The sequence below is a fragment of the Gordonia sp. QH-12 genome, from assembly GCF_001578675.1.
Lineage (GTDB): Bacteria > Actinomycetota > Actinomycetes > Mycobacteriales > Mycobacteriaceae > Gordonia > Gordonia sihwensis.
In genome coordinates this window covers 1-22,496 of sequence record NZ_KQ969307.1, presented here as the reverse complement: position 1 = coordinate 22,496, position 22,496 = coordinate 1, and the positions used below count along the sequence as shown (strand labels likewise).

The window sequence follows — 22,496 nt, the reverse complement described above, 5'->3', positions numbered from 1 at the left end:
CCTCGACTCTAATGGGGACTTCCGCCACCGGGACTGTCGGAGGCGCGTGCTTCCATAGGTTCATGACCCGTCCCAGCACCCGACTCGTCGCCGCGCCCGCCCCGGCGGACGGCGTGCGGTCGTGGCCGGCGTCGGCGTCGGCGGTGATCGGGGGACGGCACCGCGCCGATCCCTCGCGGCCCTGGCGGCCCTGGCGCGTGCACGGCGGTCCGGGAACGGGCAAGACGTCGCTGATCGTCGACGCGGCGGTGGCGCGGCTGCTCGACCCGGAGGTACACCCGGAGTCGGTGCTGGTGCTGGCGGCGAATCGTCGGGCCGCCGGTGAGCTGCGGTCGGAGATCACCCGGCGTGTGCTCTCGGCAGGCGGGAGTCTGGGCGGGGCCCTGCGGGAGCCGCTGGTGCGGACGGTTCACTCGTACGCCTTCGCGGTGCTGCGGCTGCAGGCGTCGGCGCACGGCAATCCACCGCCGCGGCTGATCACCGGATCGGAGCAGGACGTCATCCTGCGCGAACTGCTCGCCGGCGATGTGGAGGACGGTGCCGAGTACTGGCCGGAATGGCTGCGACCGGCGCTGACGACCGACGGTTTCGCGCAGGCCCTGCGCGACCTGATGATGCGGGCCGCCGAACGCGGGTTGGGACCGGACGATCTCGCCGAGCTCGGACGCCGGCACAACCGGCCGGAGTGGGTGGCCGCGGGACATGCCTTCCGCCAGTACGAGGAGGGAATGCTGCTGCGCGGGGCGGTCGGGCTCGATGCACCCGAGGCGAGTGTGACCGCGGTCGACGCCGCCGAGCTGATCGGTTCCGCGCTGTCGGCGTTCGCCACCGACCCCGAGGTCCTCGCCGGACAGCGGCAGCGCATCCGTCATGTCCTGGTCGACGACGCCCAACACCTCGACCCCCAGGCTGCGTTCCTGGTGCGCTTGATCGGGACCGGCGCCGACTCGACGGTGGTCACGTCGGACACCGATCAGTCCGTGTTCGGGTTCCGCGGCGCGGATCCGGCGTTCGCGGACGGGCTCACCGAGGACGATCCGGAACGAGACGTGGAGTTGACGACCGACTACCGGGGTTCGCCCGCGGTGAACGCGGTCGGCCGCGCGCTCGCGCTGCGGCTTCCGGGGAGCCGGCCCCACGGCTATCCCGAACCGGCCGACCGAGGCGATGACGCGGCCCGCCGTGGACACGCCGACGTCCGGGTCTTCTCGTCCGCAGCGAAGGAAGCGACGGCGGTGGCGGACATGATGCGGCGCGCCCACCTCTTCGACGGGGTGCCGTGGTCGGAGATGGCGGTCGTGGTGCGGTCGGTGCCCAGAGCGCTGCCCGCGCTGCGGCGGGCGTTCTCCTCGGCGGGGGTGCCGATGGCCACGCCCGCCACCGACGTCCCGATCCATCGGCAACGTGCGGTCGTGGCGTTCATGTTGATTCTCCGGGTGGCTGGGGGCGGGCCGCCGCTGGACGCCGACGAGGTGGTGTCGTTGCTCACCGGACCGGTCGGATCCGCCGATCCGTCCGGTCTGCGTCGGCTCCGCAGGGGAATCCGGCGCATCGACGAAGCGCGCGGTCGAGATGCCGATTCGCTGAGCTCGCTCGCCGCGGCCCTGGGCGATGCCGACCTGATGGACGTCTATCTGGCCGGTCTCACGGACTTCGAGGCGATCGCTCTCAAGCAGGTGTGCAAGGCGGTGGACGCCGCGCGAGCGGCGGAGGCGGCAGGCGTCGGCGTGGAGGAGACTCTGTGGCGCGCCTGGCGGGCCAGCGGACTCGAGCGGAGGTGGACCGCGCAATCGCTGCGGGGCGGACGCGGCGGCGACCAAGCCGACCGGGACTTGGACGCGATGCTCGCCATGTTCGAGGCGGCGGGGACCTTCGCCGACAACCTTCCGGCTGCCGGGGTATTGGGCTTCGTCGATTACCTCGGCCAACTCCAGATCCCGCGCGAGTCGCGGATCGCGGTGTCGGGCACGGAGGCGGTCGCGGTGGTGTCGGCACACGCCGCGACCGGCCGCGAATGGGAGGTGGTCGCGGTGCCGGGTGTGCTCGACGGTCTGTGGCCGTCGCTGCGCAGCCGGGGCAGCGTGCTGGGGACACCCGCGTTGATCGACCTGTTGAGCGGAGTGGGCGCCGACGCCGTCGACACCATCGCGCGCGGTTCGGTGATGCTCGCAGACGAGCGGCGACTGCTGCTCGTGGCATGCAGCCGGGCACGGTCGCGGTTGCTGGTCACGGCGGTCGAGGACGGCAGCGGCGACGCATCGCCGTCGCGGTTCGTCCCGGAACTGGCCGACGCGGTCGGCGGCTACGGCGCCGACGCAGACGGCGGCGAAGACGCCGACGAGGAAGTGCCGATCGATCCCGGTGTCAGGCGCGTGCTGTCGCTGCCGTCGCTCGTCGCCGAACTGCGGGCGGTGGTGGTGTCCGGCGCGGACGCCGACGGCGGACCCGACGAGCGGACGCGAGTGGCGGCGGCGCTGCTCGCCGATCTGGCTCAGGCCGGGGTGCCGGGCGCGGCTCCGGCCGACTGGTTCGGTCTGATGGGACCGAGCACGCAGAAGCCTCTGTGGACGGCGGACGACGGTCCTCGCACGCTCTCGCCGTCCAACGTGGAGGCCTTGACCAAGTGCTCGCTTCGATGGGTGCTGGAGCGGCACGGCGGGCGTGACGGCGACGCCGAACAAGCGGTCACCGGAACTCTGGTGCACACGCTGGTGCAGGCGGTGGCCGGCGACATGGATCGCGCAGAGGTCACCGAGGCGCTGCACGAGGTCTGGGGGAGGGTCTCGTCTCCTGCCCAGTGGTACAGCGCGCGCGAGTTGGAGCGGGCCGAAGGCATGCTCACCAACTTCCGCGACTGGCTGCGGCTGTCCCGGGCCGAGCTCACCGAGGCCGGTGTCGAGGTGGAGGTGGACGCCACGCTGCCCGCGGGCGTCGACGAGGCGGGGAACGCGTTGCTGCCGGTGCGGTTGGTGGGCCGCATCGACCGGCTGGAGACGGACGGCTCGGGTCGGCCGGTGGTGGTCGACGTCAAGACCGGTAAGACGCCGATCCGCGCCGCCGATGCCGAGATCCACCCGCAGCTGGCGTCCTACCAGTTGGCGTTGAAGCTGGGAGGGGTCCGGGCGAGCGCAGCGACGGGGAATGACCGGGCGAGCGCAGCGACGGGGGTTGCCGCTGACCCCGGTGGCGGTCGGCTCGTGTACGTCGCGAATGCGAACAAGACCACCGGTGCGGCCGAGCGTGTGCAGCCGCCGCTGACGCCGGAGCAGGTGGAGGAGTGGATCGCAGTGGTTCGGGAGGCCGCGCGTGCCAGCGTGGGACCGGTCTTCGCAGCGACGCCGAACAGCGGGTGCGGACACTGTTCGCTGTCGCAGTCGTGCCCCGCGCAGCTGCGGGGGAAGGCGGTCATCGATGACTGATTCGTTGGTCCGGGAAGAGAGGTCGAGGCGGGCGCCGAGGATCGGGGCGCGGTCGCTGGCATCCGCCTTGGGACTGCCGCCGCCGACCCCGGAACAGGTGGAGGTGATCGAGGCTCCGCTGGAGCCGATGCTCGTGGTGGCCGGCGCGGGCGCGGGAAAGACCGAGACCATGGCTTCCCGCGTGGTGTGGCTGGTGGCGAACCGGCTCGTGGGTCCGGAGGAGGTGCTCGGCCTCACGTTCACCCGCAAGGCGGCGAGCGAGCTCGCCGCCCGAATCCGACGCCGGCTGTCGATGCTCGCGGGGAGCCCGGCTCTGCTCGAATGGGATCCGGGCGGCGAGTTGGCGAGCCGGTTGCGCAGCGCGGACGCGGAGGTGAGCACGTATCACGCTTATGCGGGCCGTCTCATCGCCGATTACGGGCTGCTGTTGCCCGTGGAACCCACGGCCACTCTCCTCAGCGAGACCGAACTGTGGCAGTTGGCGTTCTCGGTGGTCGCGTCGTGGCCGGGTGAGCTGAAGACCACGAAGGTTCCCGCGTCGGTAACGGAGGCGGTCTTGCGCCTCTATTCGGAGATGGCAGAGCATCTGGTCGGCGTCGACGATCTGCGGGCGGCGGGTACCGACCTGTATCGCTTGGTCGACACCCTCCCGAAGGGGCCGGGGCAGCGCGCCGAACCCAACAAGAAGCTCCGCGACATCCAGGCGGTCATCGACGAACGCCGGGAGTTGATTCCGCTGGTGTCGGCGCTCCGCGAGGCGATGGCGGCGCAGGGTGCGCTTGATTTCGGCAGTCAGATGTCGCTGGCCGCCCGACTGGTGTCGGAGCATCCCGAGGTCGTCGACGCCGAGCGCGCCGGTATCAAGGCGGTTCTGCTGGACGAGTACCAGGACACCGGCCACTCACAGCGGATTCTGCTGTCGGTGTTGTTCGGCGGGCATTCGGTCGGCGGCAGGCGGGCGATCGCGGTCACGGCCGTCGGCGATCCGATCCAGTCGATATACGGCTGGCGTGGTGCCTCGGCAGCCAACCTCCCGCGCTTCGCCCGCGACTTCCCGCGCCCGGACAGCAGGGACGCTCATCGCCGGGAGCTGCTGACCAGTTGGCGGAACTGCCGCGGTGCCCTCTACTTGGCGAATCGGACCTCGGAGGAGTTACGACGCCGGGGCGTGCCGGTGAGCGTCCTGCGAGCCCGTCCCGACGCGCCCGCGGGCACGGTTCGCCTGGCACTCACCGAGACCGTCGTCGAGGAGCGATCATGGATCGCCGACCGCATCGAGGACTACTACACGTCCGCTCAGCGGGACGGGGTCGCGCCGCCGACCACCGCGATCCTCGTGCGACGCAACGAGGATTCGGCGCCGCTCGCCGCGGAACTGGAACGGCGGGGCATCCCGGCCGAAGTGGTCGGCATCGGCGGACTGCTGCACGTTCCGGAGATCACCGACATCGTTGCGACGCTGCGACTGATGGCCGATCCGATGGCCGGCACCGCCGCGATGCGACTGCTCACCGGTGCACGATGGCAGCTGGGGGCGGCGGATCTCGCCGCGCTGTGGCGCCGCGCGCGCGAGCTCGCCGCGGGCGTCGGTGCGCCGACCACCGGTGCCGTCACCAGCCGGGAGGCGCTCGACGAGGCCCTGGACGCGGCGTTGCCGGGCGAGGCCGTCGACTCGGCGGGACTGTGCGATGCGCTCGCCGACCCGGGCGACGCCTCCCGCTACAGTGCGGCCGGATACGAACGGATCACGACCTTCGGCAGGCAGCTCGACGGATTGCGACGACGGATCGGCCAACCGCTGCCCGAGCTGGTGGCCGACGTCGAACAGACGATCGGCGTGGCGGTGGAGGCGCAGATCCGTGCGCGCCGGATGCGCGGCGAGGTCACCGGGCGTGAACACCTCGACGCCTTCGCCGAGTACGTGACCCACTACGCCGAGCGTCCGGGGGCGACTCTCCCCGGGTTGCTCGCCTTCCTCGACGCCGCCGAGACCGTCGAGAAGGGACTCGAAGCCGGGCAGGTGGAAGTGGCGCAGCAGCGGGTCCAGATCCTGACCGTGCATGCGGCGAAGGGCCTCGAATGGGATGTGGTGGCGCTGCCGCACGTGGCCGAGCGGATCTTCCCGAGTGGAAAGGCGGAGACCACCTGGCTCGGCTCGGCGCGGGAACTGCCCGCGGAGTTGCGCGGAGATCTCGCACGCGACGGTGACGAGGGCTTCCCGCCGCTCGACCTCACCGACGTCGGCGACCGCAAGGAACTCGAGGCGGCGATCGACGCGCATAAGGAGGCGATCGGCCGACGGCGGCTCGAAGAGGACCGTCGCCTGCTGTACGTCGCGCTCACCCGCGCCAAGCACACACTGCTCGTCTCCGCGCATCACTGGTCGGAATCGGGAGACAAGCCGCGCGGTGGTTCGGAGTTCTACATCGAGCTGGCCGAACTCGTCGCCGACGCCGCGGCCGGCCGTGCCTCCGACGAGGTGGAACCCTCGGGCTTGCACATCGACGTCGACGCGCCGCCGCCCGCACCGGATGCCGCCAACCCTCTCACCGAGCAACAGATCAGCGTCGCCTGGCCGGTGGACCTCCTCGGCGACCGGCGTGCTCCGATGATCGCGGCCGCCGAACTGGTCGACGCCGCCCGCGCCGAGCGGGCATTGTTCGCCGTCGCCGATACCGAGCCGGCGGATGTGGACGCGCGCGAGTGGCAGCGCGAAGTGGCCGTCCTGCTCGAGGAGCACGCGCGGGCGGGGGAGACGACGGTGGACGTGGAACTGCCGGGACACCTCTCGGTGAGTCAATTGGTGGAACTCGACTCCGACCAGGAGGCATTCGCGGCCCGTCTCCGGCGGCCCGTCCCGTATCGCCCCAACCCCATGGCACGACGCGGTACGGCGTTTCACGCCTGGGTCGAGCGCAGGTTCGGCGCCACGCGGCTGCTCGACGTCGACGAGCTTCCGGGAGCCGCCGACGCGACAGCCGGACCCGCCGAGGACGATCTGGATCTGTTGCGCAGCCGGTTCCTCGCCTCCGAGTGGGCCGACCGCACGCCGCTGGAGGTGGAGGTCGGCTTCGAGACGGTCATCGGATCGACGGTGGTCCGCGGGCGGATGGACGCGGTCTTCGCAGACGGCGACGGCGCGTTGATCGTCGACTGGAAGACCGGCGCCGTACCCGAGCCGGCGCGGCGCAAGCCGCTGTTCGTTCAGTTGGCCGCCTATCGTGTCGCGTGGTCTCAGCTGTCGGGAATCCCCCTAGAGAAGGTGCGGGCGGCCTTCGTCTACGTGCGGCACGACTTCACTCTGGAACCGGCCGATCTCCCCGGCCCCGATGAACTCGCGCGGATCCTCGCCGACCCGGGCGCATCGTGACCGCTGCCATCGTGACCGCTGACCGTCGGCGGTCCGGTCCATGCAGTAGCCTCCCATGCGTGATGTCACAGTCGGCGCGGGCGAGGTGGAGTTCCCGTGCGTGAGCGGTTACGGCGGCGGCGCGGCGGCGGACTGGTGGACGAGCCGGACTACGCGCTCGTCGGCGTCGTCCGGATCCCGGAGCATGAGAAGAGCCCGGCGCGGGCGATCGGCAGGCGCGTGGCGTGGGCTTTGACCGCGCTGCTCGTCTGCTCGGTGGTGGTCTATCTGGATCGCGACGGATACCACGACGCCCGCGACGTCCCGATGAGCTATATCGACGCGCTGTACTATTCGGCGGTCACCCTGTCGACCACCGGTTACGGCGACGTCACTCCGATCACCGAGTCGGCACGACTGGTCAACATCGTCTTCATCACCCCGCTGCGCGTGCTGTTCCTGATCGTGCTGATCGGTACGACCCTCGAAGTCCTGACCGAGCGTTCGCGGCAGGCGATCAAGATTCAGAGCTGGAGGAATCGGGTGCGCAACCACACCATCGTCATCGGCTACGGCACCAAGGGGCGCACAGCGATCGACGCGGTGATCGCCGACGGCGTCAAGCCCGCCGAGATCGTCGTGGTCGACAAGGACCCGAACGCGCTCGAATCGGCGAGTGCTCACGGTCTGGTCACCGTCCGCGGCGACGCCACCAAGTCCGACGTGCTGCGGCTCGCCGGCGTCCAGCACGCCTCCGCGATCGTGGTGGCCGCCAACCGAGACGACACCGCGGTGCTGGCGACGCTGACCGCACGCGAGATCAATCCGCGCGCCAAGATCGTTGCGTCGATCAACGAGGCCGAGAACACCCACCTGATGCGGCAGTCGGGCGCCGACTCCGTCGTGGTCTCGTCGGAGACCGCCGGTCGTCTCCTCGGCATCGCCACCATCACCCCGTCCGTGGTGGAGGTGGTGGAGGATCTGCTCAGCCCAGAAGAGGGTTATGCGATCGCCGAACGTGAGGTGGAACCGTCGGAGACCGGCGGTTCACCGGCGCACACCAAGGATCTGGTCCTCGGTGTGGTGCGCGACGGCAAGCTGTACCGGGTCGGAGACGAACGCGTCGAGGAGATCGAGGTCGGCGACCGACTGCTGTACGTCCGCCAGGGCGGATCGGTCTGATGGCCTCGTTCGAGCTCGTCGAACCGCCGCTGCTGTCGCGGGCGGAGATCGACCGCGCCGACCAGGTGCGCAAAGACCCGGAGCGTCTCGCTGCGGGATGGGCGCAGGCGCGCGTCCTGCCGGTGGACCACCGCGGCCGCTATCCGGTCACCGACCGCGGCGCGCTGCGATGGGCGCGGGCCGCGGAGTACGGTGCTGAACCGGTCGCGGGAGCGGTCTTCCTGGGGGTGGCGGACTGCGATCTGTGGGCCGTTCGGGTGGATGAGGTTCACGAGCCGGTGGCCGATCCGCGAACAGGCGCCCATCTGCTCTCCGCCGACGAGGCGGGACTGCTGGCGACAGCGCTGGGGGTGCTGAACTGGCACCGCACCGCGCAGTTCTCGCCGGTCGACGGCCGCCCGCTCGATCTCGTGCAGGGCGGTTGGCTGCGCCGCGACGGCGGTTCGGGTGCCGAGGAGTATCCGCGCACGGACCCGGCGGTGATCATGCTCGTGCACGACGGAGCCGACCGTGTCCTTCTCGGCCGGCAGGCCGTGTGGCCCGACCGTTGGTTCTCCACGCTGGCGGGTTTCGTCGAGCCGGGAGAGTCGCTGGAGCAGTGCGTTCGGCGCGAGGTGTTCGAGGAGGCGGGGATCCGGGTCCACTCGCCGCAATACCTGGGCTCGCAGCCGTGGCCGTTCCCGAGGTCGCTGATGCTGGGTTTCGAGGCGCTCGGCGACCCCGCCGAACCGCTGACCTTCCGCGACGGCGAGTTGGGCGACGCGAAGTGGTTCCACCGGGACGAGGTGCTCGAGGCGCTGGCGCGCGAAGACGACTGGGGCGCCGACAACCCCGGCTCGCGGCTGATGCTGCCGGGATCGGTATCGATCGCACGGAGCCTCATCACCGGTTGGGCTCGGGCACCGAGGCGCTGATACCCCGCGCCTCCGACGACTCCCGGAATGTGCTGAGATTGCGGCATGAGTGATGCGGCAGCGAACCCGGAACTGACTCTGTACACCACCTCCTGGTGTCCGTTCTGCAACCGGCTGAAGGCCGGTCTGGAACGCAACGGCGTGGAGTGGACCGAGATCGACATCGAGGCCGACCCGGACGCCGCCGAGTTCGTCGGCAGCGTCAACGGCGGCAACCACGTCGTTCCGACCGCTCTCTACGCCGACGGGTCTACGGCGACCAACCCGTCCGTCGGCGAGGTGATGAGCAGGCTCGGCAGGCTGTAGGACGGCCCAGCGCGGGGGCTCGGGCCGCCGGCTGGGCTCCCACGACACTGAGGAACCGGCTCTGAACTGCGGAGACGAGCAGTGTCGCAGGGGCATGAGAACGTAGTAGGCATGACAGTGATCGGGCATCCAGCGGCGGAAGGCGGAGTCACCTCAGGCCTTGATCCAGAACAGCTCGAAGCGGTTCTCGCGCCCCGAGGACCCGTCTGCGTGCTCGCCGGCGCGGGTACCGGCAAGACGCGCACCATCACCCGGCGGATAGCGCATCTGGTCGACTCCGGGCAGGTGAACCCCGAGCAGGTGCTGGCCGTCACGTTCACCGCGCGAGCGGCCGCGGAGATGAGGGAACGGCTGGAGTCGCTCGGCGTCGCCGGACCCGGCAACCGGATCGCCGCCCAGACCTTCCACGCCGCCGCCATGCGCCAGCTCCGCTACTTCTGGCCGATGGCGATGGGCGACATGCGCTGGGAACTGCTGGAGCACAAGTTCCGGATGGTCGGTAGAGTCTCGCGCGAATTGGGCCTCGACGTCGCCGACCGCGATCTGCTGCGGGATCTGGCGTCGGAGATCGAATGGGCGAAGTCGTCGGGTCTGGGTCCGGGGCAGTATGCGGAGGCGGCGCGACGCACCCACCGCGACCTTCCGGCCGACCCTGCGACGGTCGCGCAGGTGTTCTCCGCGTATGAGGCGGCCAAAGTCGCGCCGAACGGCGACCGACTGCTCGATTTCGAGGATCTGCTCACCTTCACCACCACGATCCTGCGGTCGGACCCGTCGATCGCCGAAGAGTTCCGGTCCCGCTACCGCAGCTTCGTGGTGGACGAATACCAGGACGTCACTCCCATCCAGCAAGACCTGCTCGACGCATGGCTCGGCGGACGCGACGACCTCACCGTCGTCGGCGACGCGAATCAGACCATCTACAGTTTCACCGGCGCGACGCCGACGTACCTGCTCGACTTCACCCGCCGGTACCCGGAGGCCACGCTGGTGCGACTGCAGCGCGACTACCGCTCCACTCCGGAGGTGGTGAGTCTGGCGAACGCGGTCATCGGCAAGGCCCGCGGCCGCATCGCGGGCACGCGGCTCAAACTCGTGGGCCAACGGCCGTCGGGACCGGAACCGGTCTTCGCCGGATTCGACGACGAGATCGCCGAAGTGGTCGGAGTGGTGGCGAAGATCCGGTCGTTGATCCGCACCGGTGTCCCGGCCTCGGAGATCGCGGTGCTCTACCGGGTCAACGCTCAGTCCGAGGCCTACGAGGAGGCGCTGTCGGAGGCGGGGATCGACTACCAGGTCCGCGGCGCGCAGAGCTTCTTCGAGCGGCCCGAGATCGTGGCGGGGATGCGGCGCCTGACGTCTCTGGCGGCGGGGGCCGCACCCCCGCCGATGGCGCCGGTGGACGCCGTGCGGCATGCGCTGCACTCCGTCGGGCTCACCGAGTCCGAGCCGAAGGGCGCCAACGCGCGTGCGCGATGGCAACAGCTGCTGCGTCTGATGGAGATCGTGGAGTCGATCGCCGGGGAGTCACCAGAACTGGACTTCGCCGGACTGGTGGCAAGGCTCGAAGAGCGGTCGCGGATGCGACACGCGCCGGTCGGTGCGGGCGTCACGCTGTCGTCGATGCACGCGGCCAAGGGCCTCGAATGGGATGCGGTGTTCCTGACCGGACTGCATGAGGGATCGATGCCGCTCGGGCGTGCGTCCAAGACCACCGAAGAAGTCGAAGAGGAGCGCAGGCTCTTCTATGTGGGTGTCACGCGGGCACGTGAACACCTGCACCTGTCGTGGAGTCTTTCGAGAGGGGAGGGGCGGGGCGCCAAGCGTCGTCGTTCCCGATTCCTCGAGGCACTGGTGCCGAATCCGGCCGCCGACCTCGATCCGCTGCCCGAGCGCCGCGACCCCGATCCCGACGTCCTCGCCGCGCTGACCGCCTGGCGCAAGGACTTCGCCGAGTCCGAGGGCATCTCGGCGGTCAACGTGATGAGCGTGTCGATGATCCGCTCGATCGCCACTGCGGTGCCGACTTCGATCGACGAGCTGGCGAAGGTGCGCGGCTTCGGAGCGGAGCGGGCAGACGTGATCGGGGCGCGGATCCTTGACGTGATCGATGCCGCCCTCCCCGGGCGCCGACGCGGCGAAACCGCAGGTAGAAAATAAGTTGTGCGCCGTTGGCGGCGCGCATACAGTACAGAAGTACATCACGCGGTGCGGAGATCCTCTGTGCCGTCCGGAGCCGCACGAGAGAAGGGAATCGACCAGTGAACTGGCAGACAGTACATCTCGCTGCAGCGGCAGCGCCCATGGCGCGAGCGCGCCGGCGATTCCCAGTGGCCCCCGTGGACGGCGATCCGACGTCCTACCGAATGTCTCACTCCTAGAGACCAGCGGAACCTTCGAGGCCACGGCGAATCGCGATAGCGAACCCCGTGGCCTTTCTCATCGCACCACCACGAGTAGGCCCGGGTTCATCAGACCAGCATCTGCGAACGAAAGCCGACCTACTTTGTCTACCTTGACCATTCCCCGAATAGAACTGCCCTGCCAGTCCACCGACTACGACGCCGACCTGTGGTTCGCCGACCGACCGGACCTCCTGGAGGAGGCGAAGAGCCTGTGCCGACAATGCCCACTGCGGACCCAATGCCTCGAGAGCGCGATGGAGCGCGAAGAGCCGTGGGGAGTCTGGGGTGGGGAGATCTTCGAGCGCGGTGTCGTCATCGCGCGGAAGCGGCCCCGTGGCCGTCCGCGGAAGAACGCGGCCGTCGCATGATCGTCGCGTCGCCGCTCAGCTCGCGAGGCCGGGCACCCATTCGTTCAGAATCGCGCGATACGGTGCCTCCGCGTCGAGTTGAGCGGCGATCCCGACACATCCGATGAGGACACGGAAGACCATCACGTACTCGCGTGGAACATTCAGATTCCGCGACGTCTTGTAGACGTCGCCGTTGATGTCGGTGGCCATCCCCGCCGCGCGCTGCAGCCACTTGCGCGTGAAATGGAAGGTGTCGCTGTACAGCGGATCCACGTACGGCTGCAGGTAGTTGGCGAGGTCCTCCGGGCTCACGCGGTCGGCGTGCGAAGCCTGAATGAAGTTGGCGGCCACCATCTCCTCGCGCAGTTCGTCGTACCGCCTGTCACGCGCGAGGGCCAGAATCGGGCCCGTGTTCGCAGGCAGCCCGTCCGGGTAGTGCCCGACGGCACCGAAATCGAGGATCCCGAAACGCCCGTCGTCGAGAACGTAGAAGTTTCCGGGGTGCGGATCACCGTGCAGCATTCCCACACGCGCAGGCGAGCTGATCTCAAAGGTCGTCATCTTGGTGGCGGCGTCGTTGCGCTGCTCCTGCGTGCCCTCGACGATCAGCTTCGACAGCCGGGTGCCGTCGATCCACTCCGAGACCACGACCTTCGGCGCACTCGCCACCACCTTCGGAACCAGGAAATCCGGATCGCCGTCGAAGGCGCGGGCGAACGCCCGCTGGTTGTCGGCTTCGGTGATGTAGTCGAGTTCGTCCTCGGTCCGGTCGATGAGCTCGTCCACCATCGCCTTGACGTCAGTGCCGGGCGAGAGCTTCTGAATCAGTCCCGACATGCGGCTCAGGGTCTTCAGATCGGCCTTCAGGGCATGGTCGGCGCCCGGATACTGGACCTTCACCGCGACCTCGCGGCCATCGGACCACACGGCCTTGTGAACCTGGCCGATGCTGGCGGAGGCGGCGGGCTCGTCGCTGAACTCGCGGAATCGTTCGGGCCAGCGGGTGCCGAGCTGCTGATCGAGCACCTTGTGCACGGATTTGGCGGGAAGCGGCGGCGCTTCCGCCTGCAGCTTGGTCAGCGCTTCCCGGAAGGGCTCACCGAATTCGTCGGGGATCGCGGCCTCCATGATCGAGAGCGCCTGTCCCACCTTCATGGCCCCGCCCTTGAGTTCCCCCAGGACCGCGAACAATTGCTCGGCGGTCTTGTTCATCAACTCGGCGTTGACTTCTTCTCGGCTCTTGCCCGCGATCCGCTTGCCGAACCCGGCGGCAGCGCGCCCGGCCATGCCCAGGGGGAGTGCGGCCAGTTTCGCGTTGCGACGACCCTGGCCGCGTGTGATCTCGCTCAATGGTGTCCTTTCGCCGCGTGATCGAGGATAGTGGAAACCGTTTCGCCCGGTGCACCGCCGCATCGCACGAAGCATTCGCAGCGCGGATGCACCGGTGCCGGGGCGAGCGTCATCCCGCACGGCAGCGGCCGGAACTCGAGCCGCTTTCCGGCCACCGCCGGCGGCGCCGGATCCGCGGCTCGCAGTGCCGCGCCGATCTCGCCGATCTGCGCGTGCGCCATCGCCACCGTCGCCAGACGGGTCGCGGTCCCGCCGGCGCCGGCGACCCCCTGCAGGGTGGCGGCGAGCACCGGCCATCCGGGATCGACGTCGGTGCGGTGCAGCTCGAGGCACCGCAGGCAGCTGGTGGCTCCCGGCAGCACCAGCGGCCCGACGACCCCCACGTCGTCGTGGATGTGCACCGCGAGGTGGGGGATCCGCGCAGACATCAGCGGCTCGTACACGGCCGGGTCGGGAACCGGCTGGTCGGCGAGAACCACCAGCTGCGGCCGGGGCCCGGGACCGCCGAGCGGACCGCGCGGATCGCAGACCTCGGTCCGGTGTCCGTCGAGCGGCAACCCGGACAGCAGCAGCCTGGCGATTTCGCCGTGACCGACGATGCCGATGGCGAGGCGTGCGGATGCAACAGTTTCGGACTCCACCGCCTTGCCCGCGGCGACCAGCCGGTCGAGCATCTCCCAGAACCTCGACGCCGAGAGACCAGACGACCGCAGATCACGGCGCAGATGGCGGTAGCGCTGCGGCGTCCGGAGGCGTTGCAGAAGCGCCGCGACCGCAGCCGTCGACACTCCGCGACCGAGTTCCACCGTGAGCGCGGTCAGCGGGTCGGAGCCGATGTGCAGCCGGCCGTCGGGGCGGATGAGGACCGGTGTGCCGGACGTGAGAACCGGGAGCGCGTCGCGTGCGGGCATGACGACCACGCTGGCAGCGCAGCCGGTTCTCGGCGAACCCGAATTCCACAGGTTCGACGAGCTCTGGAATCAGCGCTGGTCGGAACCCTCGCCGTCGCCGCCGGAAGCTCGGCCGTCGTCGCCTGGCTCGGCGTCACCGTCGCCGCTCTCGGCAGTGAACTGGCGCTCCAACTCGGCGATGGCGTCGTCGATACCGGAGACGTCGCCTCCGACGATTCGGTCGATGAAACCCGCCGGATTGTCGAGGTCGTCGGCGTCGGGAAGCAGGTCCGGATGGCCCCACACACCGTCGCGCGTCGCGATGTCCGACGCCTCGGTGAGCGCCCGCCACAGGGCGGCCGCCTCACGCAGTTTGCGCGGACGCAGATCCAGACCGATCAACGTCGCGAAGGTCTGCTCGGCGGGACCGCCGGACGCGCGGCGCCTGCGCATCGTCTCACTGAGCGCGGCCGTGCTCGGAATCCGGTCTCCGAGCGCATTCGACACCACCAGCTCCACCCAGCCCTCGACGAGTGCGAGCAGCGTCTCCAGACGGCTGAGCGCCGCCTGCTGCGCCGGGGTCGTCTCCGGTTCGAATGAGGCGGCCGAACCCATCAACTCCTCGAGCTTGCCCGGATTGGAGAACAACTCCTGCGGGTCGATCTCCGTCGCCAGATTCTGCAGTCCGCCGAGGTCGATGCGGATGCCGCGGGCGTACTCCTCCACGGTCGCCAGCAATCGCTGCTTGAGCCACGGAACGTGCGCGAACAATCGCACGTGCGCGGCTTCCCGCGCCGCGAGGAAGACGACGATCTCCTGCGCGGGCAGATCGAGTCCCTCGGCGAATCGCGCGATCGCCTCGGGAAGCAGCACCCCGAGACCGTCCGGCGCCAAGGGCAGGCCGATGTCGGTGGAGGTCAATACGCCCCCGGCCAACTGCCCCAGTCCCTGACCCAGCTGGGTCCCGTACATCGTGCCGCTGAGCTGGCCGATCATCGCCATCATCGGGCCGGCGAAAGCCTTCGCCTCCTCGGGCAGACCGGCGTCCATCGTCTTCGACATCTGCTCGGCGATCGGATCGCACAGCGTCCGCCACGTCGGCAGCGTGTTCTCCAGCCAGTCCACGGGCGTCCACGCCGCCGTCGAACGGATCCCCGCGGGCATCGCGGTCTGCTCATCGAGCCAGACCTCCGCCAGCCGGACCGCGTCCGCCACCGCCTGGTGCTCCTTCTCGAGCATCGGAGTGAACGAGCCGATCTGCCTGCGCGCCAGGTTCGCGGCCACGTCGTAGTTGACGGGACCGGAGCCGCCGCCGGCCATGCCCGCGCCCATGCCGCTGAACATGTTCCCGAGTTGACTGAACAACTGACCCAGCTGCGAGGGATCGACCGCGCCGCCTTCGCCCAGCGGGAATCCGAAGGGGTTCGACGGGTCGCCGCCCGGCGTGCCGCCGCCGCTCTGGCCACCGTTGTTCTTGTCCGGGTCGTTCTTGTCCCGGTCGTTCGACGACGAGAACCCGAAGGGCAGATCATTCATACCTTCAACGGTACCGGGCCGAAGCTCGGCACATCTCCCGTCGCTGCGCTCGCCCGGTCACCTGCGGGCTCCGGGAATCGGGCTGCATTACCCTGGGCCGGGTGACCATCAAGCCCGCCCATCGCCGTATCGCCACGATCACCGTCGGCGTGGTAGTCCTCCTGGCGTTCGTCATCGCAGGCATGACGCTTCGGGTGCCGTATGTGGCGCTCGGGCCCGGCCCGACGGTCAACACGCTCGGCGACGTGGAGGGCAAGCCCGTCGTCGAAGTGACCGGAGCGGTGGACCCGGACCCGAAGGGCAATCTCAACCTCACCACGGTCTCGCTCCGCGACGGACTCTCGCTGTTCCAGGCGCTCGGAATGTGGGCCTCGGGTACGTACGAACTGCAGCCGCGTGAGCTGTACTACCCGCCCGACCAAACGGTGGAACAGGTGCAGCAGCAGAACACCGAGCAGATGAGCGGCTCGGAGACCAACGCGACGATGGCCTCGCTGAACTACCTGCACAAGCCGGTCGCGATCGGCGTCGGCGCCGTCGCGAGCAAGGGGCCGGCCGACGGCAAGCTCGCTCCGCGCGACCGCATCCTCACCCTCGACGGCGTCGCGATCGACGGGCCCAAGGCACTCGCCGACGTCCTCGCCCGGCACAAGCCCGGCGACGAGGTGGAACTGACGGTCCAGCGCGGACCGCAGCGACTGACCCAACAAGTCAAGCTCGGGGCCCGCCCGGACGATCCCGCCAAGGCCTTCCTCGGGGTGACGCCGCAGATGATGGCAGCGGACCCGAATATCAACATCGTGTTCAACGTCGGAGACATCGGCGGACCGTCGGCGGGTCTGATGCTGACCCTCTCGGTGATCGACCACCTGACGCCCGGCGACCTGTCACACGGTCAGTTCGTCGCGGGCACCGGCACCATCGACCCGAACGGCAAGGTCGGCACCATCGGCGGCATCCCGCACAAGATCAAGGCGGCCCGAGACGCCGGAGCGACGGTGTTCCTGGTTCCGGCCGGCAACTGCGATGCCGCGAAGTCCGATGCGCCCGACGGCATCGAACTGGTCAAGGTCGACACGCTGACCGACGCGGTGAACGCGCTCGACACCCTCGGCACCGACGAGGCCCGCCCGCACTGCTGAATCGGCACTGCTGAATCGGTCAGCCGTGCAGAGTCTCGGCGAGAGCGTCGAGCAGATTCGGTGCGATGTCCGGGTGAGTCTGCAGATCCCCCGACTGCTGCTCGCCCTCTCGGAGCGCGAGCAGCGCCACCCGCTGCCCGGTGCGGAGCACCCCCGCCGCGAGCCGTGCCGTCTTCCGCTCGGGATGGCTGTGAGCGGCTCGCCGCGCCGCCTCGTCGGCGGCGTCGGGATCGGCCAGCAGCGGTTCCAGCGCCGCGTCGAGATCGGCCTCGGCGTCGGGCGGCAGCAGGGTGATCTCGGTGACGACCGCCGAGCCCACCACTTGCTCCGGCCACGCGACGGTGGTCAGCAGCTCTTCGAGGTCGGCGGTGCTGGTCTCCTGCACCACCGGGCTCAGAGCGGAGTCGTCGCCGGGATCGACGAGGCCCGGCGCCTGGGACGCGAGCACCGCGGTCGGTACCAGGGCGAACAGTGTCGGCGCCGAGCCCCAGGGCAAGTCGGAGGCGTAGGCGAGGCACTGGGCGAGGGCATTGCCGAGATCGGCTTGGGAGAAGCCGGCGCCTGCGGAATCATCGGAAGACGTCACGCGCCCATTGTGCAGCCTGGACGGTTGCGGCGGAGAACGGAGCCGACTCGGGCGAATCGGTAAGCTGGTCGGCATTGCTGTCGCACGCGCGCGAGCAGAGACGAATCAGGGAGCTTATACAAGTGGTGAGCATGACCGGATCGGGCGGACGGCCGACGTTGTCCCGGAGGGCGAAGATCCTGATCGGGATCGGTGTCGGACTGCTGATCCTGCTGTTGGTGGGTCCGCGAGTGGTCTCACTGATCACCGACTGGCTCTGGTACTCCGACCTCGGGTACTCCGAGGTGATGTCCACCATGCTCACGACGCGTCTGGTGACCTTCCTGGTGGTCGCGGTCGTGGTCTCGGCGATCGTCTTCGGCGGCATCTTCGCGGCCTACCGTGCACGTCCGGACTTCGTGATGCTGGCGAGCCCCACCGACCCGCTGGCGCGCTACCGGACGGCGGTGGGCATGCGGCCCAAGCTGTCGGTTCTGGTGCCGTCGGTGTTCATCGGCATCGTGGCGGGTCTCATCGCCCAGGGCTCCTGGGCCACGGTTCAGATGTTCATCAATCGCGAACCCTTCGGGATCAAGGATCCTCAGTTCGGCCTCGACATCGGGTTCTACTCGTTCTCGCTGCCGTTCTTCCGGATGATGCTCGACATCATCTTCATCTCGCTCGTCATCGCGTTCATCGGGAACCTGATCACGCACTACGTCTTCGGCGGACTGCGGCTCGGCGGCGGCGGACGTCGCGGATCGTTGACGCGGGCGGCACGCATCCAGTTGGCCGTGATCGCCGGACTGTTCATGATCGCGAAGGCCATCGGTTACTGGTTCGACCGATACGACCTGCTCAGCAGTGACCGGCGCGGCGACATCTTCACCGGCGCCACCTACACCGACATCAACTACGTGCTGCCGTCGAAGCTGATCCTGATGGCGATCGCGATCGTCTGCGCCATCGCATTCTTCGCCGCGATCGCCCTGCGCGACCTGCGCATCCCGGCGCTGGCCGCGGTGCTGATGCTGCTCTCGGCGCTGGTGATCGGCGTCGCGTGGCCGGCGGCGATGGAACAGTTCGCCGTCAAGCCCAGCGCCGACACGAAGGAAGCCGAGTACATCGAACGCAACATCGCGGCGACCACCGAGGCCTACCGGATCCGCAACGGCAAGGACGTCGTCTACGACAACGACTGGGCGCGCAGTCCGGCGAATCCGGCCACCGTCAACTCCGACGCGGCGACGCTCTCGAACATCCGCATCCTCGACCCGGCGGTGATGTCGACCGCGTTCTCGCAGCGGCAGGCGCTCAAGAACGTCTACGGCTTCCCCTCGCAGTTGGCGGTGGACCGCTACCCGGTCACCCAGGACGGCGAGACCCAGCAGCGCGACTTCATCGTCGCCGCGCGCGAACTCGATCCGTCGCGCCTGAGCGGCAACCAGAACAACTGGCTCAACAAGCACACCGTGTTCACTCACGGCAACGGGTTCATCGCCGCGCAGGCCAACAAGGTCGACGAGGCACCCAACGGCGACACCAATTCCGACTCCGGCGGACTCCCGGTGTTCCTGGTCTCCGACGTCAACACGGTGAATACACCCGAGTACAAGGCGACCGCACCGATCAAAGTCCGTGAGCCGCGCATCTACTTCGGCGAGATGATCGCGAAGGTGAACCCCGACTACGCCATCGTGGGTACGGGCGGCTCGGACGAGGGCCGCGAGTACGACGGGGACAACGAGAACTACCGCTACCGCGCCGATTCCGGCGTTCCCCTCAGCAACTGGGGTACGCGTCTGCTGTACGCGCTCAAGTACGGCGAGCGCAACTTCATCCTGTCCAGCGCGGTCGGCGACCAGTCGCGGATCCTGTACGACCGCGATCCGCGCGACCGGGTCAAGAAGGTGGCGCCGTGGCTGACCACCGACTCCAAGACCTACCCTGCGGTCATGGCCGACGGCTCGATCAAGTGGATCGTCGACGGCTACACGACCCTCGACAACTATCCCTACGCGCAGCGCATGGCCTTGCAGGCGGCGACGGCCGACTCCCGTCAGTCCGACGCCGGGCCGACCGGGCGCGCTCAGCCCGACCGCGAGGTCTCGTATGTGCGCAACTCGGTGAAGGCAACCGTCGACGCCTACACCGGCAAGGTCGAGCTGTACCAGTCCGATGACACCGATCCGGTGCTCAAGACATGGATGAAGGCGTTCCCCGGCACGGTCAAGCCCAAGTCGGAACTCGACAAGCGGCCCGACCTGCGCGCCCACCTGCGTTACCCGGAGGACATCTTCAAGCTGCAGCGCGAGCTGCTCACGAAGTACCACGTCAACGACGGCACCACGTTCTTCAAGTCGAGCAACTTCTGGACCGTTCCCGCGGACCCGACCGTCGACAAGAGCACCGCTCCGCAGCCGCCGTACTACTTCACCGCGTCGGCGCCGGGCAACGAGGCGCTCTCGCAGTTCCAGCTGACATCGGTGATGACCGCGCTCGCGCGGCCGAACCTCGCGGCGTACATGACGGCGGCATCCGACCCGGACGGATACGGCAAGATCACGGTCAAGACGTTGCCGACCACGACCCAGTCGGTGGGTCCGCAGCAGGCGACCGAGGCGATGAAGAACAGCCCGTCGAGCACCCGTGACCGTCAGCTCGTGGAGAACTCCAGCCTGGTGACCTACGGAAATCTGCTCGCACTGCCTGTCGGCGACAACGGAATCCTCTACGTGCAGCCGATGTACAACCAGGCCAAGACCGGGGACTCGGCGATCCCGAAGCTCTACCGCGTACTCACGTACTACAACGCGGCGGCGGGCAAGGAGAAGGCGAACGCCGGCTATGCGCCGACCGTGGCCGAGGCACTCCGCCAGGTCGGCATCGATCCGAGTGCGGCGACGGAGCCGGAGATCGAGGGAGGGTCGAGCACGCCTGCGCCGCAGAAGCCCGCGCCGAACACCCAGCAGCCGTCGAGTAGCGGCGGCGACGACGCCGCGCGCGACGCGGTGGTGAAGGAGCTCGGCGAGGCGCTCGAGGAGATGCGCAAGGCGCAGTCGAGCGGCGACTTCAAGGCCTACGGCGACGCCCTCGACCGGCTCAACAAGGCCGTCAATCAGTACGAGGCCCTCGGCAACTGAGCCGCGCATATTCGCAGGAATGCCGGCCGATCGGGAATCCGATCGGCCGGCATTCTGCTCGGCAGGGCCCCGCGTCCAGGATCAGGGACGCACTTTGGCCAGATAGCGGGCGATCTCGTCGGGTGTGTTGTCGGGCATCACCGGCGAGTGATGCAGCCGCCTGACGAGGAAGGTGAAGATCATCGCGGAGAAGATCAGGCAGCCGAGTGCGAGCACTCCGTAGGTGATGTTGGTGGGCTTGTTGTCGGGGAGGTCGGCCAAGGTGATGACCCACAGTGCTGAGAAGGCGCCGCCGACCATCAACAGGACGAAGGCCACCAGGCCCATCCAGTGGTTGCCGTGGCCGCTCCTTCTGATCGAGTGATTCGCCATGACTGATCCTCCTAGCTCGTCTGATGATGAATGCCCTGGTAGAGCACCCTCTATCTACCCTCACCATAGCTCACGAGGTGACAAATATCACATGAAGAATCTGGCTAGCTCGTTTGTCACATACGGTGTCCAGGAGTCGTCGTTGCAGGTGCAACCGACTTACGCTCGGCAGGTCGGATCGTCGGGATTCCGTCAGTCGTGTAGGAAGGTCGCGAATGCCACCCCTGAGCCGTCTGGTGAAACTGCAGCTGGTCGTCGTGATTCTGCTGGGTGTCGGTGCGTCGATCTTCGCGGGCATCCGGTTCGCGCGAATGGACCAGGCGCTCGGACTCAGCGGCTATCGCGTGGTGGTGCACATGCCAGACAGCGGTGGCATCTTCCCCGAAGCCGAGGTGACGTATCGCGGGGTCCCCGCCGGTCGCGTCAGCGATATGCGCATCGTCCCCGGTGGTGTCGATGTGGAGCTGACCCTCGATTCCGGCCGGTCGTCGATTCCGGCGTCGTCGGTGGCGGCGGTCGCCAACCGGTCCGCGATCGGGGAGCAGTTCCTCGACCTCCAGCCGCCGTCGGGCGCAGGTCCGTATCTGCGCGACGGCTCGGAGATCTCTGAGGTCGAACTGCCTCCGGCGGTGCAGGACGTCGTCTCGTCGGCCATCGACCTCACCAAGACGATTCCGGTCGATTCGCTCCAATCCGTCGTTCGCGAACTCGGCAGGGCGTTCAACGGCAAGGGGGAGGATCTGTCGCGACTGGTCGATTCGCTGGACACCCTGTCGAAGGATGGACTCAAGAGTCTCGACGACACGATCGGCCTCATCAAGAACTCGAACGTCGTGCTCAAGACTCAGGACGAGCAGTCCGACGAGATCCTCGAATGGTCGCGCGGACTCGACAAGGTGTCGGCGCAGCTCGCCTCGTCCGATCCGGCTGTGCGGCGCATTCTGACCGACGGGCCCCGTGCGGCCTCTGCGCTGTCGGAGTTCCTCGACGAGAACGGGGCCGACACCACCAAGCTGATCGGGCAGCTCGGCGGCACGGTCCACGAGATCGCGCCGGCGTCCTACGTCACCGGCATGACCTTCGCGATGCTGTCGAGCCTGTCGGCCAGCAGTCACGCCACCTCGTCGCCCGACGGATCGATCCGTTTCGGCATCGTCCTGGAGACCGGCAATCCGCCGAGCTGTACTCGCGGCTACGAGTCGACGCAGGCGATGATCGCGCGGATCAAGCGTGAGAAGCCCGACTTCGACATCAACTACGACGACTTCCCGTTCAACACCGAGGTCGGGTGCACCGTGCCCGCCGGAAATCCGACCTCCGTGCGTGGCGCCGCGCGGGCACCGCTGGCGAATCCGAACATCGCGCAGCCGTGGGACGGCAACGCCAAGAAGGACCCCGACAAGCTCAATCTCAATCCGCTCGCCACCCAGCTGGCGGCGCTGATGGGCGTGCATCCGCGCTGAGCCGAGCCCTGCCGGTGGCGTCGATCACCTTGGGATTTCATCGATTTGCCTTCGCTGTCGCGGCGTGTGTAACGTAGTCGATGCAACGCGGGGTGGAGCAGCTCGGTAGC

At 68.6% G+C, this 22,496-nt stretch carries 15 protein-coding genes; 10 read left to right on the top strand and 5 right to left on the bottom strand.

Annotation, left to right across the window (positions count from 1 at the left end):
• Nucleotides 1–62: 62 nt before the first annotated feature.
• From Y710_RS17210 to Y710_RS17180, 7 genes are all read left to right on the top strand, one after another.
• A complete protein-coding gene (locus tag Y710_RS17210; RefSeq protein WP_062368006.1) occupies nucleotides 63–3,419 on the top strand; it encodes an ATP-dependent helicase in 3,357 nt (1,118 codons plus the stop codon).
• Nucleotides 3,412–6,789 carry an ATP-dependent helicase gene (locus Y710_RS17205; RefSeq protein ID WP_062368005.1) on the top strand — a complete coding sequence of 1,126 codons (3,378 nt, stop codon included), beginning with the start codon at nucleotides 3,412–3,414 and terminating at the stop codon, nucleotides 6,787–6,789. The genes Y710_RS17210 and Y710_RS17205 overlap by 8 nt, the downstream gene beginning before the upstream one ends.
• Nucleotides 6,790–6,885: 96 nt before the next feature.
• The gene (locus Y710_RS17200; RefSeq protein WP_006895509.1) at nucleotides 6,886–7,950 is read left to right on the top strand and encodes a potassium channel family protein; all 1,065 of its coding nucleotides are present in this window, start codon (nucleotides 6,886–6,888) and stop codon (nucleotides 7,948–7,950) included.
• Complete coding sequence (gene nudC / locus Y710_RS17195; protein WP_006895508.1) at nucleotides 7,950–8,864, top strand: NAD(+) diphosphatase; 915 nt, start codon at nucleotides 7,950–7,952, stop codon at nucleotides 8,862–8,864. Before Y710_RS17200 ends, nudC begins: the two co-directional genes overlap by 1 nt.
• Nucleotides 8,865–8,909: 45 nt before the next feature.
• On the top strand, nucleotides 8,910–9,170 hold the full coding sequence (locus Y710_RS17190; protein WP_006895507.1) for a mycoredoxin: 261 nt from the start codon (nucleotides 8,910–8,912) through the stop codon (nucleotides 9,168–9,170).
• Nucleotides 9,171–9,281: 111 nt separating this feature from the next.
• A complete protein-coding gene (locus Y710_RS17185; protein WP_006895506.1) occupies nucleotides 9,282–11,330 on the top strand; it encodes an ATP-dependent helicase in 2,049 nt (682 codons plus the stop codon).
• Nucleotides 11,331–11,676: 346 nt separating this feature from the next.
• Nucleotides 11,677–11,943 carry a WhiB family transcriptional regulator gene (locus tag Y710_RS17180; protein WP_006895505.1) on the top strand — a complete coding sequence of 89 codons (267 nt, stop codon included), beginning with the start codon at nucleotides 11,677–11,679 and terminating at the stop codon, nucleotides 11,941–11,943.
• 15 nt (nucleotides 11,944–11,958) lie between these two features.
• On the opposite strand, the gene Y710_RS17175 is transcribed toward Y710_RS17180, so the two are convergent.
• From Y710_RS17175 to Y710_RS17165, 3 genes are all read right to left on the bottom strand, one after another.
• On the bottom strand, nucleotides 11,959–13,275 hold the full coding sequence (locus Y710_RS17175) for an ABC1 kinase family protein (RefSeq protein WP_006895504.1): 1,317 nt from the start codon (nucleotides 13,273–13,275) through the stop codon (nucleotides 11,959–11,961).
• Nucleotides 13,272–14,186, bottom strand: coding sequence for a hypothetical protein (locus tag Y710_RS17170; protein WP_006895503.1), 915 nt, complete (start codon nucleotides 14,184–14,186; stop codon nucleotides 13,272–13,274). The genes Y710_RS17175 and Y710_RS17170 overlap by 4 nt, the downstream gene beginning before the upstream one ends.
• A gap of 69 nt (nucleotides 14,187–14,255) precedes the next feature.
• Nucleotides 14,256–15,701 (bottom strand): zinc-dependent metalloprotease, encoded by a 1,446-nt coding sequence (locus tag Y710_RS17165; RefSeq protein WP_045539002.1) that lies wholly within the window; start codon nucleotides 15,699–15,701, stop codon nucleotides 14,256–14,258.
• 101 nt (nucleotides 15,702–15,802) lie between these two features.
• Between Y710_RS17165 and Y710_RS17160 the strand changes: the two genes are divergently transcribed.
• Nucleotides 15,803–16,843: a YlbL family protein gene (locus Y710_RS17160; RefSeq protein WP_006895501.1), complete on the top strand. Its 1,041-nt coding sequence runs from the start codon at nucleotides 15,803–15,805 to the stop codon at nucleotides 16,841–16,843.
• Between the two features lie 19 nt (nucleotides 16,844–16,862).
• On the opposite strand, the gene Y710_RS17155 is transcribed toward Y710_RS17160, so the two are convergent.
• Nucleotides 16,863–17,429 carry a PPA1309 family protein gene (locus Y710_RS17155; protein WP_006895500.1) on the bottom strand — a complete coding sequence of 189 codons (567 nt, stop codon included), beginning with the start codon at nucleotides 17,427–17,429 and terminating at the stop codon, nucleotides 16,863–16,865.
• Between the two features lie 131 nt (nucleotides 17,430–17,560).
• Between Y710_RS17155 and Y710_RS17150 the strand changes: the two genes are divergently transcribed.
• The gene (locus tag Y710_RS17150) at nucleotides 17,561–20,551 is read left to right on the top strand and encodes a UPF0182 family protein (RefSeq protein WP_156479471.1); all 2,991 of its coding nucleotides are present in this window, start codon (nucleotides 17,561–17,563) and stop codon (nucleotides 20,549–20,551) included.
• Between the two features lie 81 nt (nucleotides 20,552–20,632).
• Here the strand turns inward: Y710_RS17150 and Y710_RS17145 are convergent, their stop codons facing one another.
• Nucleotides 20,633–20,923 carry a hypothetical protein gene (locus tag Y710_RS17145; protein WP_006895498.1) on the bottom strand — a complete coding sequence of 97 codons (291 nt, stop codon included), beginning with the start codon at nucleotides 20,921–20,923 and terminating at the stop codon, nucleotides 20,633–20,635.
• 215 nt (nucleotides 20,924–21,138) lie between these two features.
• On the opposite strand from Y710_RS17145, the gene Y710_RS17140 reads away from it, so the two are divergent.
• The gene (locus Y710_RS17140; protein WP_062368004.1) at nucleotides 21,139–22,386 is read left to right on the top strand and encodes an MCE family protein; all 1,248 of its coding nucleotides are present in this window, start codon (nucleotides 21,139–21,141) and stop codon (nucleotides 22,384–22,386) included.
• The last annotated feature ends 110 nt before the right edge of the window (nucleotides 22,387–22,496 follow it).